Here is a 14,236-nt window from a genome sequence, read left to right on the forward strand (position 1 = left end):
CCTCAGTGTCCCCGGGCACTGGGGCGGTGCTTCTACGGAAGTGGCGAGCCTGAGCGCCTTGTAGCGACTCGTCCGGAGATAGGACGCCATGACCGAGGGGGTCTTACTCAACGACGCCTTTGATATCGGACCTTCGCCGAATTTGTCCGATCAGCGGCCGGATCAGATATTTAAGAACAAGGCCAAGACAGATGATCGGCACCAAGATCGGCAAGTATGCCAAAATTGCAAGAGCGGCTAACCATTCCGGGCTGCGCTGCTCCCGCCAATAATACACCGACGCCGCGATGACATGGGCCACCAATAGCGCCGCCCAGATGGCTAGCGCGACGTTGACCGGCTCATCGAATGTCAACGCTTCCCATGCGGCTTCACCCGGTCTTGAAGGCGTGCTTTCGCTTTCCATGGCTTGCTCGACCTCCCCCAGCTTCCAACCCCTGCGACGGCGGGCTTATTCCATGGGGAATGCTACGGGGGACGAAAGCAGCGCCCAGGCTGGCCGGAACTCCGTTCACCCACGGAGAACCCCGGATGCCGCCTCTGTTCCGCTCATTTACTTGAATCAAGGACGAGGTGTCCCTTGGACATTGATGGGGCCAGAACTTCCGATGGCCGTCTCGGTTGTCCTACCGAGAGCGATTGGCCCGCTTCTGACTAAGAGAGGATGGAGCTGACGGCACTCAAACCACCTTGTGGCGTTTTGCGCCATTGTTCCGGACCGTTAAGCATCCGGACGATTTCTTTACCTTTGATTTACGCAAGTCAAGGATGTCGTCAGCCTCAGGCAAAACCCCATCCTGGTCGGCAACGGCGTGGTGGCGATCGGCTTTCCCTATCACGGATTGCTGACATCCGATTTCACGGTCACCACGGGCATTGTCTCTTCGTTGAGCGGCATCCTTAACGATACCCGTCATCTGCAGATCAGCGCCGCCGTGCAGCCCGGCAACAGCGGCGGTCCGCTGTTCGATCTCACCGGCGCGGTGGTCGGCGTGGTGGCAGCCAAGCTCGACGCGGTCAGGATGGCGCGGGCGACGGGGACCATCCCGGAGAACATCAACTTCGCGATCAAAACCGGCGCGCTGCGCGACTTCCTCGACAACAGCGCGGTGGCGTACCGGACCGCCGAGTGGCGCGAGGAGATGAAGAAGGAAACCGCCGAGATCGCCAAGAATGCGCGCGGTTACACGCTGCTGATCACCTGCACGGTGAACGAGCAGAGCGCGAGCGCGAAGAAGGGCAATTGAGACCTCCACTACGCCTTCCTCCCGTCCTTACGGCAGGGCGACTGCATCCGGCTATTATCCATACCATTTTACCTGCCAAGGGGCCGCGCAGCCGCCGGCGGCTCCTTTGCATGGGGTTGTTTTCGATATTTTTGCAATGGGCACCTGCGACGTACGGGCGAGGTGAGCTCAATCGAGCCGCCGCAGCGTATGCACGGTGATCTCGGCCGGGCAATTCAGCCGCACCGGCGCGAGGCTGGTGCCGGCGCCGGCCGATGTGTAGCCGGCAAGCGCGCCGAAGCGCCAGGCGCCCCTGCCCATCCGGCGCGGCAGCCGCGCCTCCAGCTTGATCGCGATGCCGCCGGGCAGGCAGAGCTGGCCGCCATGGGTATGGCCGCTCAGCATCAGGTCGAAGCCGGCCGCCGCCGCCGCGCGCCAGGATTCCGGCGTATGCGCCAGCAGGATCGAGAATGCATCGCGCGGGATCGCGGCGGCAGCCTTTGCCATGTCGTCGGTGCGGTAGAAGTGCGCGTCGTCGATGCCGGCGAGGTGGATCGTCGCGCCATCGCGCGTGATCGGTTCCTGCTCATTGAACAGCATCCTGATCCCCATCGCCTCCAGTGCCGGCGTCATGCGGATGCTGTCGTGATTGCCGAGGACGCCGTAGAGCGGCAGCTCGATCCGCGCGCACAGATTCCGCATCAGCGCGAGGCTCGTTTCAAACGGCCCATACGTCTTGCCGCGGTAGTCGCCGGTGAGAACGCAGATATCGCAGACGATATCGCGCACGATGTCAGCCAGATGCCGCATCGCGCCTTGGCTGATGTCGGCGTGGAGATCGCTGAGCTGCAGGATGGTGAAGCCGTCGAAGGCCGCCGGCAGCCGCGCCGACGTCACCAGATTGCACCGTACTTCGACCCTATCGGCGTTGCGCCGCGCGCGGCCATGGAGGCAGGCTACCTTGAGCGCGGTCTCGATGATCCGCGGCGCCAGCTTCCAGTTCTCGACGTTGAACACCAGCGTGCCCTGGCCGAACAGCTGCTTCTCGTGCGCGGCCTCGATCCCAAGCCGGCGCACCACATGGTCGGCGCCGATCCGCTCGATCAATCCCTGCAATGCCGTGTCGGCCATGTTCCCCGCCGGCCCGCGGTTTTGAAGCGCGGACCGGCGCGACACTATCATGCGCGATCCCGGTGGGGATACCGCCGGCACTCAGACCACGGGAACCCGCTTCGCGGCGACCGCGGCCGGCGAGATCACCTCGATGTCGAGCGGCACCTGCCAGCGCTCGGTGAAACGCACCTGCGGCGGTGCATTGCCGTTGCGCCCGCCCTGCAGCACGAAGCCGTCGTAACCCGAGTTCATCACCTCATTGCACTTCTGCACATAGATCGGGAAGCCGCCGATATAGGGCATGAACACGCGGGGACGGCCCGGGATGTTGGCGCCGACATACCAGGAGCTGCAGGTCGAGCGCAGCGAGACTGTGGAGACGTCGTTGACATGGGCGACCCAGGCGTCCTCGTCGTCGCGGACCGCCTCGATCGTGCCGGCGCCGATGTCGCGCATATGACTGATGCAATCCGCCAGCCAGTCGACATGCTGCTCGATCGCCTGGATCATGCTGGCGAGCACCGACGGGCTGCCGGGCCCGGTGATCATGAACAGGTTCGGAAAGCCCTCGGAGGCAAGGCCGAGATAGGCGCGCGGGCCCGCCCGCCATTTCTCGGCCAGCGTCTGGCCGCCGCGGCCGGTGATCGCGATCTTGTCGAACGAGCCGGTCATGGCGGCAAAGCCGGTGGCGGAGACGATCGCATCGAACTTGTATTCGGTGCCGTCGACCACGATGCCTTCGGTCGTGAAGCGATCGATCGGCGTCGTCGACACGTCGACCAGCTTCACATGCGGCAGATTGTAGGTCTCGAAATAATTGGTATCGACGCAGAGTCGCTTGCAGCCGAACACGTTTCGCGGGCACAGCAGCTCGGCCGTCGCGGGATCCTTGACGATGCCGCGGATCTTCTCGCGCGCGAAATCGGCGATGGTGTCGTTGGCGGCCTTCTCGAACAGGAGGTCGCCGAACGCGCCGAGGAAGGGCAGGCCGCCGCGCTGCCAGGCCTCCTCATAGAGTTGCTCGCGCTCCTGCTCGCTCGCCTGCAAGGCGGGCTGGGCGTTGAACTGGAAATAGAAGCCGGTCGGGCGTGCGCGGGCCTTGGCGCGCAGCTCCGGGTAGTGCGCCTTGGCTTCCTTGAGATATTCCGCGGACAGCCGCTCGTTCCACGCCGGCACCGACCAAGTCGCGGTGCGCTGGAACACCGTGAGCGCGGAGGCCTGCTGCGCGATGATCGGGATCGACTGGATCGCCGATGAGCCGGTGCCGATCACGCCGACACGCAGGCCGGTGAAGTCGACACCCTCATGCGGCCATTCGCCGGTGTGATAGATCGGCCCGCGGAAATCCGCCATGCCTGGGAAAGCCGGCCGGTTCGGCGCCGACAGGCAGCCGACCGCCATGATGCAGAATTTTGCGGTGACCCTGTCGCCGCGGTCGGTCTCGATCGACCATGTGCCTGCCTGCTCGTCGAAGGTCGCCGCGGTGACGCGGGTGTCGAACACGATCTGGCTGCGCAGATCGAAGCGATCGGCGACGTGATTGGCGTAGGCGAGAATTTCGGGCTGCGGAGAATACTTCTCCGACCAGCTCCAGTCCTGATCGAGTTCCTCGGAGAACGAGAAGGAGTATTGCAGGCTCTCGACGTCGCAGCGCGCGCCGGGATAGCGATTCCAGTACCAGGTGCCGCCGACGCCGCCGCCGGCCTCATAGACCCGCGCGGTGAAGCCGAGTCCGCGCAGCCGATGCAGCATGTACATGCCGGCGAACCCGGCGCCGATCACCACGGCATCAAACGTTCCGGTTTCGGCAGGGCGCGCAGCCTTGCGCGCGGTGCTCTCCTGAGCCATGGCCCGTCTCTTCCCTATGTTTGTTCTTCGCCGCGTCTCGTTGGACGCGGTAGGCAAAGATTAGGGCGAGGGCGGCGCGGCCCGCAAGCAAGCGTATTGCCGTCCAGCGAATAGCTCCTATGCCGTCTCTGGTAGAGGATGGGGATGAGCGGTGATCCGGTAGTTGTTCTGTCGCGACCGTTCATCTGCCCGCAAAGATCGAATTCCCATACCTGAAGCCAAACTCGATCACGCCCATGCGGAAGCGGCAAGAAATACAAGAAATGCTGCCTCGCTAATCAAGGTTGAGGTGCAACCGCCTTTTGGCACATCCGGATGCCGCTTCGTTCCAGACCGATCCGACAATGCTGGCGGCCCCGGGATGCAGCTTGGTCCAGGGTCAGCCGTCGGTGGATTTCACGATGCGGATCAGCTCGTCGCCGTAATGCTCGAGCTTCTTGTCGCCGATGCCGGCGATGTTGCGCAGCTCGCTGAGCGTGTCCGGGCGCATCGCGGCGATGCCGTCGATGGTGGAATCGTGCAGCACCACATAGGCCGGCACGCCGCGCTGACGCGCAACGTCCGAGCGCCAGGCACGCAACGCCGCATGCAGCGCGGGATTTGCGACGCCACCCGGGCTGTCGGCCGCGGGTACGAGCTCGCCGCGGCGCGACTTGCCGCGGACTGCGCGGTTGCGCGCGCCTTCCGGCTGCTCGCGCAACATCACCGCGGTCTCGCCCTTCAGCACGCCGCGGGCACTGTCGGTCAGAACAAGCGCGCCGAAGGCGTCGCTGTCGGCGCGCAGATGGCCCATCGCCACCAGCTGGCGCAGCACCGCGCGCCATTGCTTCTCATTGAGCTCGCGGCCGATGCCGAACACCGACAGCTGGTCGTGGTTGAACTGCTTGACCCGTTCGGTCAGCCGCCCGACCAGCACGTCGATCAGGTGCATGGCGCCGAAACGTTGCCCGGTACGGTAGACGCAGGACAGCAGCTTTTGTGCAAGCACCTTGCCGTCGCGGACGCGCGGCGGCGTCAGGCAGTTGTCGCAGTTGCCGCAGCTTTCCTCCGCGCGGGCCTCGCCGAAATAGCCGAGCAGGCGCTGCCGGCGGCAATGCACCGTTTCAGCCAGCGCAACCAGCGCCTCGAGCTTGCCGACCGAGACGCGCTTGAAGGCGTCGGAGCCGGTCGATTCATCGATCATGCGGCGCTGCTGCACGATGTCGGACAAGCCGTAGGCCATCCATGCCGCCGACGGCTTGCCGTCGCGGCCGGCACGCCCGGTCTCCTGGTAGTAGGCTTCGATGCTCTTCGGCAGATCGAGATGCGCGACGAAGCGCACATCGGGCTTGTCGATCCCCATGCCGAAGGCGATCGTGGCGACGATCACGAGGCCGTCCTCGTTGAGGAAGCGGTCCTGATGCCGGGCGCGCACGCCGGCATCAAGCCCGGCATGATAGGGCAGCGCCGGAATGCCGGCCTCGCTGAGCGCCGCCGCGACATCCTCGACCTTGGCGCGGGACAGACAATACACCACGCCGGCGTCGCCGGCATGCCGCTCCTTGATGAAGGTCTTCAGCTGCGTGGTCGCATTCTGTTTGTCGACGATCTCGTAGCGGATATTGGGCCGATCGAAGCTCGCGACGAATTGCGGTGCGTCGGTCAGCTGCAGTCGCTCGGCGATCTCCCTTCGGGTCAGCGCGTCAGCGGTCGCGGTCAGCGCGATACGCGGCACTTTGGGGAAGCGCTCGGCGAGTGCGGACAGGCCGATATATTCCGGGCGGAAGTCATGACCCCACTGCGAGACGCAATGCGCCTCGTCGATCGCAAACAGCGCGATCTGCGCCTGGCCGAGCAGATTGAGGCAGCGCGGCGTGAGCAGCCGCTCCGGCGCCACATAGAGCAGGTCGAGATCACCAGCGAGCAGCCGCCGCTCGACCTCGGAGGCTTCCTCATAGGACAGCGTCGAGTTCAGCACCGCGGCGTTGACGCCGGCTTCAGTGAGGCCCGCGACCTGGTCGCGCATCAGCGCGATCAAAGGCGATACCACGATGCCGCAGCCGTCGCGCAGCAGCGACGGCAATTGGTAGCACAGCGACTTGCCGCCGCCGGTCGGCATCAGCACCAGGCAATTGCCGCCATCGGTGACGTGGCGGATGATCTTTTCCTGCGCGCCGCGGAAGCCCGACAGGCCGAACACGGAACTGAGCACGGACAGCGCATCGCGAGACGGGGCCGATGCGCGATCGTGGGCGGGCTGGGCGGTCATGATCCCTTGCGCGATCCCTTTGGGATTTCCCAGGATTTCCTTGGGGGGTCAACAGGCGGTGATCGAGGTCTTCTGGCCGAACGATACCGGAATGAAAGGTGTTAATACACGTCTCAACAACAAACTCAATTCAGCATGACTGGTCAGCTGCGGATCATCACAGGCATTGCCGCGATCGTGCTGGTCGCGGGCTCGGCAGTGGGCCTTGCGGCCGCCTGGCGGCCACAGATTGCCGCCATTGCGCCGCCGCGGGCCGATACCTTCGACCCCGATGCGGTCAAACGCGGCCGCGAACTCGCCGCGATCGGCAATTGCAACACCTGCCATACCGTGCAGGGCGGCGCGACCTATGCCGGTGGGCTCCCGGTTCCAACACCGTTCGGCATCGTCTTCTCATCCAACATCACGCCGGATGCCGAAACCGGCATCGGGCGCTGGCCGGAGGAGGCGTTCGTCCGCGCGATGCGTTCGGGCGTGGCGCGCGATGGCCAGCATCTCTACCCGACCTTTCCCTATGACCATTTCACCAACGTCTCGGATGCGGACGACCGGGCGCTGTATGCATTCCTGATGACGCGACAGCCGGTCCACGCGTCGCCGCCGGCGAATCAGCTGTCATTTCCGCTGAACTATCGACCGCTGATTGCAGGGTGGAAGCTGCTGTATCTGCGCAGCGGTGATGCCCCTCAGGACCCGGCGAAGGGCGCGGAATGGAACCGCGGCGCCTATCTGGTGGAGGGGCTCGCGCATTGCGGTGCCTGCCACACGCCGCGCAACGCGCTGGGCGCCGAGCGCGTCAACGCGCAGTTCTCCGGTGGCGAGGTCGACAATTGGCACGCCTATGCGCTGAACGACACCTCGCACGCCCCGGTGCAGTGGACCGCCGACGCGCTCGACGCCTATCTGCGCCATGGCTGGCAGGCCGATCATGGCACCGCGCGCGGGCCGATGGCTGAAGTGGTCGGCAATCTGGCGACGGTGCCCGACGGCGACGTGCGGGCCATGGCCGTGTACATGGCCGATATCTCGGGCGCGCCGGCGCCGGATCGCAAGCGGCCAGCCGACATCGTCGCGCAATCGTCTTCGGATGATGTGGCGCAAAGCCACGCGGCCGGCGCAGCGATCTATGCCGCGGCGTGCGCCTCCTGCCATGAGGGCAACCGGGCGCTGCCCTATGGTGGCGTCAATCTCGCGCTCAGCACGGCGATCGCAAGCCCGGACCCGCGCAACCTCCTCAATATCGTGCTGTCGGGCGTTGGCGCCGTCGAAGGCGAGCGCAGTCCGATCATGCCGGGCTTCGCCGCCGGCATCGATGATGCACAGATGGTCGCGCTCGCGGCCTATCTGCGCGCCCGGCTCGGCAAGCGGCCGGCGTGGCCCAATCTCGACAAGGCGGTGCGCGATGCGCGCGCGGCGCAGGCCACCTCGCTTGCGGCGCGCGACACGCCAGCGGAATCCAGACAGCGAGGCAAACCATGATGACATTGAAGGTCAATGGCCACGATCATCAGGTCGATGCGGAGCCGGATACGCCGCTGCTCTATGTGTTGCGTAATGATCTGGCGCTCAATGCCGCCAAGTTCGGCTGCGGTCTCGGGCAATGCGGCTCCTGCACGGTGATCGTCGACGGCAAGGCGGTGCTGTCCTGCGTCACGCCGCTGGTCCTGGTCGAGGGCAAGCAGGTGACGACGCTCGAAGGGCTCGGCACCGTGGCCACGCCGGCGCCGATTCAGCGCGCCTTCATGGAGGAGCAGGCGGCGCAGTGCGGTTACTGCATCGCCGGGATGATGATGCGCGCGCAGGCGCTGCTGATGCGCAACCCGAAGCCATCCGATGCGCAGATACGTGCCGAGCTGGAGCCGAATCTCTGCCGCTGCGGCACCCATATGCGCATCCTGCGCGCGGTGCACCGCGCCGCCAGGTTGATGGATACGGCCGACGCCGCAAGCGACAGGAGCGTCCGATGACCGCGCCGGTGGTTCTCGATCGCCGCAGCGTGCTGGCCGGCGGCGGCGCGCTGATCGTCAGCTTCTCGCTGCGCCATGCGGCGGCGCAGGAGCAGAAGGCTACGCAGAGTCCGGAGTTGCCGGGCAGCCTGGCGAAATCGCCCAATCTGGATTCCTGGATCCGTATCGATGCCGATGGCCAGGTCACGGCCTTTACGGGCAAGGCCGAACTCGGCCAGGGATTCCGCACGGCGTTCCAGCAGATCGCGGCCGAGCAGCTCGATATTCCCTTCGATGCGCTGAGGGTGATTACCGCCGACACCAAACTCACGGCGAACGAGGGCTACACGTCCGGCAGTCATTCGATGCAGGACAGCGGCACGGCGATCCTGCATGCCGCGGCGCAGGCGCGCATGTTGCTGGTGGTCGAGGCGGCAAAGCGTTTCGACTTGGCGCCCGATGTCTTGCGAACCGAGAACGCCGCCGTCGTCGCTCCCGATGGCCGGCGTCTGGGTTATGGCGAGCTTGTCGCCGCGGACATGTTGCACGTCCAGGCGCAACCGACATCAAGCCTGAAGGATCCGGCGAACTTCAAGGTGATGGGTCAGCCGGTGCCGCGCGTCGACATTCCGGCCAAGGTCACGGGCGGCGCCGCCTATGTGCAGGACATGCGGCTTCCCGGCATGGTGCATGCGCGCGTGCTGCGCCCGCCGAGCTACGGCGCGCAGCTCGTGGAATGCGACACGGCCGCGATCGAGAAGATGCCCGGCGTGATTCAAATCGTGCGCGACGGCAACTTCCTGGCCGTGGTGGCGGAGAAGGAATTTTAAGCGGTCAAGGCCATGCACGCGCTGGCCGCCGCGGCGAAGTGGCGGGAGAGCGCGAAGCTGCCGAACCAGCACGATCTGGCCAACGTGCTGACTGCGCTGCCGTCGCAGGATTTCGCGATCTTCCAGCGTAGCGATCCCACGGTGAGTGGCGCGCGGTCGCTCCAAGCGACCTATACGCGGCCTTACCAGTCGCACGGCTCGATCGGGCCGGCCTGCGCGGTCGCGCAACTCGTCGATGGCGCGATGACGGTGTGGACGCACACGCAGGGCGTCTATCCCGATCGACAAGCGATCGCCGAGATGCTCGGCATGACGCCCGCCAGCGTCCGCCTGATCCATGTCGAAGGCTCCGGCTGCTACGGCCACAATGGCGCCGACGATGCCGCGGCCGACGCCGCGCTGATCGCCCGGGCGCTGCCCGGGCGCCCAATTCGGGTGCAGTGGATGCGCGAGCAGGAGCACGGCTGGGAGCCCTATGGTCCGGCGATGATGACCAGGCTGAGCGCGTCGCTTACGGCCGACGGCAAAGTTGCCGACTGGAATTTCGCGGTGTGGAGCAACACCCATTCGATGCGGCCGGGCGGCGCCGGCGCGCTGCTTGCGGCCCAGCACATGGCGCGATCATTCGCGGTGCCCGCACCAAAGCCGTTGCCGTTGCCGGAAGGTGGCGGCGATCGCAACGCGATCCCGATCTACAATTTTGCGAACGCGCATGTGATGCATCACTTCATCCCCGCGATGCCGCTGCGGATCTCCGCGATGCGCGCGCTCGGCGCCTATCACAATGTGTTCTCGACCGAGAGCTTCATGGATGAACTGGCCGCTCTCGCCGGCGCCGATCCGGTCGAGTTTCGCCTCAGGCATCTCGACGACCAGCGCGGCCGCGCGGTGGTCGAGAAGGCCGCGGAGAAGTTCGGCTGGACGCGCGGGCAGCAGCCGCCGCGAAACCGCGGCTACGGCTTTGCGTTCGCGCGCTACAAGAATCTCGCCGCCTATTGCGCCATCGCGTCCGAGGTCGAGGTCGATCGCGAAACCGGGCGGGCGCGGCTGGTGCGCGCGGTCGCCGCCGTCGATGCCGGCCAGGTCGTCAATCCGGACGGCATCACCAACCAGATCGAGGGCGCGATCGTGCAGTCGACGAGCTGGACGCTGTATGAAAGCGTCACCTTCGACCAGACGAGGATCACCAGCATCGACTGGCAGACCTACCCGATCCTGCGCTTCAATGCGGTGCCCGACAGCATCGCCGTCCACATCATCAACCGTCCGGGCCAGCCGTTCCTCGGCAGCGGCGAGACCGGGCAGGGCCCAGCCGCCGCCTCGCTCGCCAATGCCATCGCGCATGCGACCGGCAGGCGGCTGCGCGACCTGCCGCTCAGCCGCAAACGAATCAAGGACGCGATCGACGCGTAATGCGGTCAAGCCGTTGCAGCAGGGGGCGCCGGGGGCGGCGTCATTGGCTCGACGTTGTAGGTCTTCGGCATATTGATCGGCTTGTAGGCCGGATCCTTCTCCATGCGCTCCAGCACCGAGGCATGGATGGTCGCGCCGTCCGCAATCGGCCTCGGCTCGCCGCGCGGCAGATAGAAGCCGAGGAAGGATTTCCGCTCAGGCCATTCCTTCCATTTGTCGCTCTTCGGAATCCATTCCAGGATTTCCCAGGCGGCGGTCAGCGAATTGTGCAGCGGGGCAGTCGCGCTCGGCGGCACATAGTCGTGCTTGTGCGGCGGTAACGGCATCCCCCAGGCGAGATGATCGATCAGCGCCTGATCCATGTGCAGCCCGGCCGCCTTGGCCTGCTCGAGCATCCAGATCAGCGGAAACTTGGACGGCCCGCTCTGGTCTTCCGGATAGCCGCCGCCGACGTCGGAGTGCATGCCGGCAAACCAGACCTGGCGGATGTCCTGCTCCACCTCCGTTGCCGGATCGAAGGGATCCGAGCGGAATTTCTGCGGCTCGATCCAGCGATTAAGTCGGAACATGCGCCTACGCTCGTCGATCGCGATCGCCTGGCGGAACCGTTTGACGGTGGAATTGGTCCGGGTGAACAGCAGCGTCTGCAGGTCGAACAGGAAGTTGTCCTGCCGCGGCACGATGATCGAGGCCACGGTGTCCCAGACCCCCACGAACTCGATGTCGATGTTGCGGCCGCCGGCAATCTGGCTGAAGTGCCAGACCTCCTTCAACGGAGCATAGTCGAACGTGCCATCGGACTTCTGGGCGTCGGAGCTGGCGTTCTTGTAGGTGCCGAAGGCGTAGCTCGCGAGGTCGAGCTGGTCGACGGGCAGAAGGCCCATCACATGGGCGAAGGCCGCGAGCACGCGCACCGTGTAGGCACCGCGGCTGAAGCCGAACATCCAGACCCGGTCACCGGGCTCCCACGTTCGGCACAGGAACAGGTAGGCGCCGAGCGTGTCCTGGTCGAGACCAGCGCCGAAGGCCAGCCCGAACAAGCCGCGCACCTGCTGCTTGAAGCGGCCCCAGGCGTTTTGCAGGCCGATGGTGCCGAGGCCGGGATGATAATAGATCCGCTGCCGGTCATTCTTGTCGGCGACGCGGAACAGCTTCAGCACGTTGGAAATATTGTCACCGATCTCGTTGCCGGTGCCGTCGCAACAAATCACAATATCCTTCGGCATCCGTTGCCCCCGCGGCCGCCGTGAAAATTCGCGGACTCTATGTACGGCAGAACGTGGTGAAAATTCAATCTCGAATTGAACACGGTTATGTGGCAGCGGCGTGACCGCCGGTGGTGCCGGGACGCCGAAGCGCGATGCGCGCCGGCGTTGCCTGCCTCTGGATCGAATCGAATCCCGGCACGGCCGGCTAAAGCTGCGCCAAGGACGGCGTCGCTTCGGCTCGCCGATGCCCGGCCGCGACGGAGTTTCCGTGAGAGACCCAATCGTGTTTGCGATGCGTTGAGTCGGCCGCCAACTGCGCTCCCAAAATTCAATTGCAACACTTCGGAAAAGATGGAAATCTGATCGTCGATCATTGCTATATGCGTCGGCATTTTCTCCCTTTCAGGGACTCCGCGGTGCACGCGATCATCTTTCCTGCTGCCTGCCGCAGCTTCCTCGACAACAGCAGGAACAGGTCGGCATGAGCCCGCAAGCTCTCGTGACGGCCATTCTCTCAGGACTTGTGGTGGCGGCGTTCGGGCTGTTCTGGTGGGTCGGCAGCTATTCCGATCGCGTGTTCGCAAACAGGTTCCGCACCCGCTTTCCGGAGAAGACGCTGAGCTACACCGGCGACCAGCTTGGCGAGCTGGTGCAGTCCGATCTGCGGATGAAGTATGTGTTTCCGATCCTGTTTCCGTTCGATCTCATCGTCATGCTGGCGCTGGCGGGCGCGATGGGCGCGGCGTCATCGCACTGGCTCAGCCGGATCTATCCGTCCGCGGCGTGGCTCGGCCTGGTCGTTCCGGCGGTGTACCTGCTCAGCGACCTGATCGAGGACTGTCTTTTGGCATGGCTGCTGCACGGCGACCCGCATGCGGCGGCGCGGTCGGTCTCGATCCTGAAGGCGATCACGACGATCAAGCTGGTCGGCATCTTCGCCTCGATCGCGCTGACATTGGCTGCGTTCGTCGGGTGGCTGTTCCACGGCGAGTCGCTTGCCATCTGAAGCGCGGTCGGCGGCCTACTGATACGTCGCGACGATATCCGACACGGCGCGCTCGAGCTGCTGCGCGGTCGCGCATTGCCGCACCACGCTGCAGAAGGTCGCGTAGCGCGGCATCTCGGAATCGCCAAAACCCCAGACCATGCGGCCTTCGGGGTTGAGCCAGACCAGCCGCTTGGAGCGCTCGCCGATACGGCACAGGATGTCGGCGCGCGGATCGAGATTGTTGCTGCGGGCGTCGCCGAGCACGATCACCGTGGTCTGCGGCGTGATCGCGCTCATCCAATTGTCCTCGAAATCGGCGAAGGAATTGCCGTAGTCGGACGAGCCGAAGCCGACCTTGGACATGATCTCCTTCATCGCCTCTTCCGGCGATTTCGATTCCAGGATGTCGCTGACCTCGATCAGGTGGCCCGAGAAGGCGAATGAGCGGACGTCGTCCACCACCTCGTGCAGGCTGTGGATCAGGAGCAGGAAGAAGTCCGAGACGCGGGCGACCGAGCCCGAGACGTCGCACAGCGCGACGATCTTCGGCCGGTCGCGATGCTTTCGCTTCCACGCAGTGAGGAAGGGGACGCCGCCCCAGGCCGCGTTGCGGCGCAGCGTGCGGCGGACGTCGAGATGACCGCGGCGCTGGCGCTTGCGCGGTTTGGAGTAGCGCTCGCGCAGCCGGCGCGCGATCTGGCGGATCAGCGTGCGCATCTGTTCGACCTGCCGCGGCTCGATCCGCGCCAGCGGCGCGTTGCGCAGGATTTCGTTGCGCAAATTCTCCGCTTCCTCGCGCCCATACAGCAGCAGGGCCTGCGAGACCGCATCGCGAACGGTGCCGCGCAGGCCGTTGAGCGCCTCCTGCAGCCGTTCGGCGAGTGCGGGATTGCGCGTGGTGAGGTCGTCGATGTCGTCGCGCAGGCGCTGGATGCCCATCGCATCGAGGATGCGGGTCTGGAAGATGCCGCGCTGGGTGAAGTAGCGGATATCCGGCAGCGAGGCGGCGCCGGAGGCGTTGGCGATCGCGCTCGATATCGCGGAGCGATCCTGCGACAGCAGCATCTGCGCCAGCGGCCCGATAGTCTCGCTGGCGGCGCCGCCCGCCGCATCGCCATGCTCGTCGGCCGACGGGTTGGCGCCGGATTCGCTGCCGTCGTCGGTCTTGCGCTGCTCGGCGTTCGCCTGCTGGGGCTCGGGCTGGCTGAAGAACAGATCGAAGCATTCGCCGAGCGCGCGCTTCTCGTCCTGCGTCTTGGCAAGCGTCAGCAGGAAGGTGTCGCGCAGGATGTCGCGATCGGCAAAGCCGACCTGGGCGACCGCCCGCATCGCATCGATGCTTTCGGCGGGCGAGACCCGGACCCCGGCCCCCCGCGCCGCACGAAAGAAGCGATGCAGGTTCTCGCGCATGTTGGT

9 protein-coding genes and 3 pseudogenes are annotated in these 14,236 nt (G+C 65.4%); 6 read left to right on the top strand and 6 right to left on the bottom strand.

Annotated features, from left to right (window positions below; translation table 11 throughout):
* Window positions 1-103: 103 nt before the first annotated feature.
* Window positions 104-406 (bottom strand): hypothetical protein, encoded by a 303-nt coding sequence (locus E2I15_RS32490; protein ID WP_246668312.1) that lies wholly within the window; start codon window positions 404-406, stop codon window positions 104-106.
* A 358-nt stretch (window positions 407-764) separates the two neighbouring features.
* Between E2I15_RS32490 and E2I15_RS32495 the strand changes: the two are divergent.
* Window positions 765-1,247, top strand: a pseudogene (locus E2I15_RS32495) (trypsin-like peptidase domain-containing protein); the annotation flags it as partial.
* A 168-nt stretch (window positions 1,248-1,415) separates the two neighbouring features.
* Here the strand turns inward: E2I15_RS32495 and E2I15_RS32500 are convergent.
* Both E2I15_RS32500 and E2I15_RS32505 read right to left on the bottom strand, forming a co-directional pair.
* Window positions 1,416-2,357, bottom strand: coding sequence for a metallophosphoesterase (locus E2I15_RS32500; protein WP_137482529.1), 942 nt, complete (start codon window positions 2,355-2,357; stop codon window positions 1,416-1,418).
* A gap of 81 nt (window positions 2,358-2,438) precedes the next feature.
* Window positions 2,439-4,187, bottom strand: a complete 1,749-nt coding sequence (locus E2I15_RS32505) for a flavin-containing monooxygenase (RefSeq protein WP_137482528.1) — start codon at window positions 4,185-4,187, stop codon at window positions 2,439-2,441.
* 234 nt (window positions 4,188-4,421) lie between these two features.
* Between E2I15_RS32505 and E2I15_RS39905 the strand changes: the two are divergent.
* Window positions 4,422-4,475 (top strand): annotated as a pseudogene (locus tag E2I15_RS39905) (SEC-C metal-binding domain-containing protein); the annotation flags it as partial.
* 91 nt (window positions 4,476-4,566) lie between these two features.
* Here E2I15_RS39905 and recQ read toward each other — a convergent pair.
* Complete coding sequence (gene recQ / locus E2I15_RS32515) at window positions 4,567-6,435, bottom strand: DNA helicase RecQ (protein WP_137482527.1); 1,869 nt, start codon at window positions 6,433-6,435, stop codon at window positions 4,567-4,569.
* 135 nt (window positions 6,436-6,570) lie between these two features.
* Between recQ and E2I15_RS32520 the strand changes: the two genes are divergently transcribed.
* The 3 genes and pseudogenes from E2I15_RS32520 to E2I15_RS32530 all read left to right on the top strand — a co-directional run bounded on the left by E2I15_RS32520 (window position 6,571) and on the right by E2I15_RS32530 (window position 10,624).
* Window positions 6,571-7,914 carry a cytochrome c gene (locus tag E2I15_RS32520; protein WP_137482526.1) on the top strand — a complete coding sequence of 448 codons (1,344 nt, stop codon included), beginning with the start codon at window positions 6,571-6,573 and terminating at the stop codon, window positions 7,912-7,914.
* Window positions 7,911-8,402: a (2Fe-2S)-binding protein gene (locus E2I15_RS32525; RefSeq protein WP_137482525.1), complete on the top strand. Its 492-nt coding sequence runs from the start codon at window positions 7,911-7,913 to the stop codon at window positions 8,400-8,402. The genes E2I15_RS32520 and E2I15_RS32525 overlap by 4 nt, the downstream gene beginning before the upstream one ends.
* Window positions 8,399-10,624, top strand: a pseudogene (locus E2I15_RS32530) (xanthine dehydrogenase family protein molybdopterin-binding subunit). The gene E2I15_RS32525 and the pseudogene E2I15_RS32530 overlap by 4 nt, the downstream one beginning before the upstream one ends.
* Before the next feature lie 5 nt (window positions 10,625-10,629).
* Here E2I15_RS32530 and E2I15_RS32535 read toward each other — a convergent pair.
* Entirely contained in the window at window positions 10,630-11,850 is a 1,221-nt protein-coding gene (locus E2I15_RS32535) for a T6SS phospholipase effector Tle1-like catalytic domain-containing protein (protein WP_137482523.1), read from the bottom strand.
* Between the two features lie 463 nt (window positions 11,851-12,313).
* On the opposite strand from E2I15_RS32535, the gene E2I15_RS32540 reads away from it, so the two are divergent.
* Window positions 12,314-12,838 (top strand): hypothetical protein, encoded by a 525-nt coding sequence (locus tag E2I15_RS32540; protein ID WP_155262689.1) that lies wholly within the window; start codon window positions 12,314-12,316, stop codon window positions 12,836-12,838.
* Window positions 12,839-12,853: 15 nt separating this feature from the next.
* On the opposite strand, the gene E2I15_RS32545 is transcribed toward E2I15_RS32540, so the two are convergent.
* Window positions 12,854-14,230, bottom strand: a complete 1,377-nt coding sequence (locus E2I15_RS32545; protein ID WP_137482522.1) for a vWA domain-containing protein — start codon at window positions 14,228-14,230, stop codon at window positions 12,854-12,856.
* Window positions 14,231-14,236: the final 6 nt, after the last annotated feature.

Source organism: Bradyrhizobium sp. BR2003 (assembly GCF_009720285.1).
Taxonomy (GTDB): Bacteria; Pseudomonadota; Alphaproteobacteria; order Rhizobiales; family Xanthobacteraceae; genus Bradyrhizobium; species Bradyrhizobium elkanii.

What these genes read in the sequence shown, in the direction of transcription:
- E2I15_RS32490 (WP_246668312.1), bottom strand. Translation starts at nt 406, where the DNA reads ATGGAAAGCGAAAGCACGCCTTCAAGACCGGGTGAAGCCGCATGGGAA.
- E2I15_RS32500 (WP_137482529.1), bottom strand. Translation starts at nt 2,357, where the DNA reads ATGGCCGACACGGCATTGCAGGGATTGATCGAGCGGATCGGCGCCGAC.
- E2I15_RS32505 (WP_137482528.1), bottom strand. Translation starts at nt 4,187, where the DNA reads ATGGCTCAGGAGAGCACCGCGCGCAAGGCTGCGCGCCCTGCCGAAACC.
- recQ (WP_137482527.1), bottom strand. Translation starts at nt 6,435, where the DNA reads ATGACCGCCCAGCCCGCCCACGATCGCGCATCGGCCCCGTCTCGCGAT.
- E2I15_RS32520 (WP_137482526.1), top strand. Translation starts at nt 6,571, where the DNA reads ATGACTGGTCAGCTGCGGATCATCACAGGCATTGCCGCGATCGTGCTG.
- E2I15_RS32525 (WP_137482525.1), top strand. Translation starts at nt 7,911, where the DNA reads ATGATGACATTGAAGGTCAATGGCCACGATCATCAGGTCGATGCGGAG.
- E2I15_RS32535 (WP_137482523.1), bottom strand. Translation starts at nt 11,850, where the DNA reads ATGCCGAAGGATATTGTGATTTGTTGCGACGGCACCGGCAACGAGATC.
- E2I15_RS32540 (WP_155262689.1), top strand. Translation starts at nt 12,314, where the DNA reads ATGAGCCCGCAAGCTCTCGTGACGGCCATTCTCTCAGGACTTGTGGTG.
- E2I15_RS32545 (WP_137482522.1), bottom strand. Translation starts at nt 14,230, where the DNA reads ATGCGCGAGAACCTGCATCGCTTCTTTCGTGCGGCGCGGGGGGCCGGG.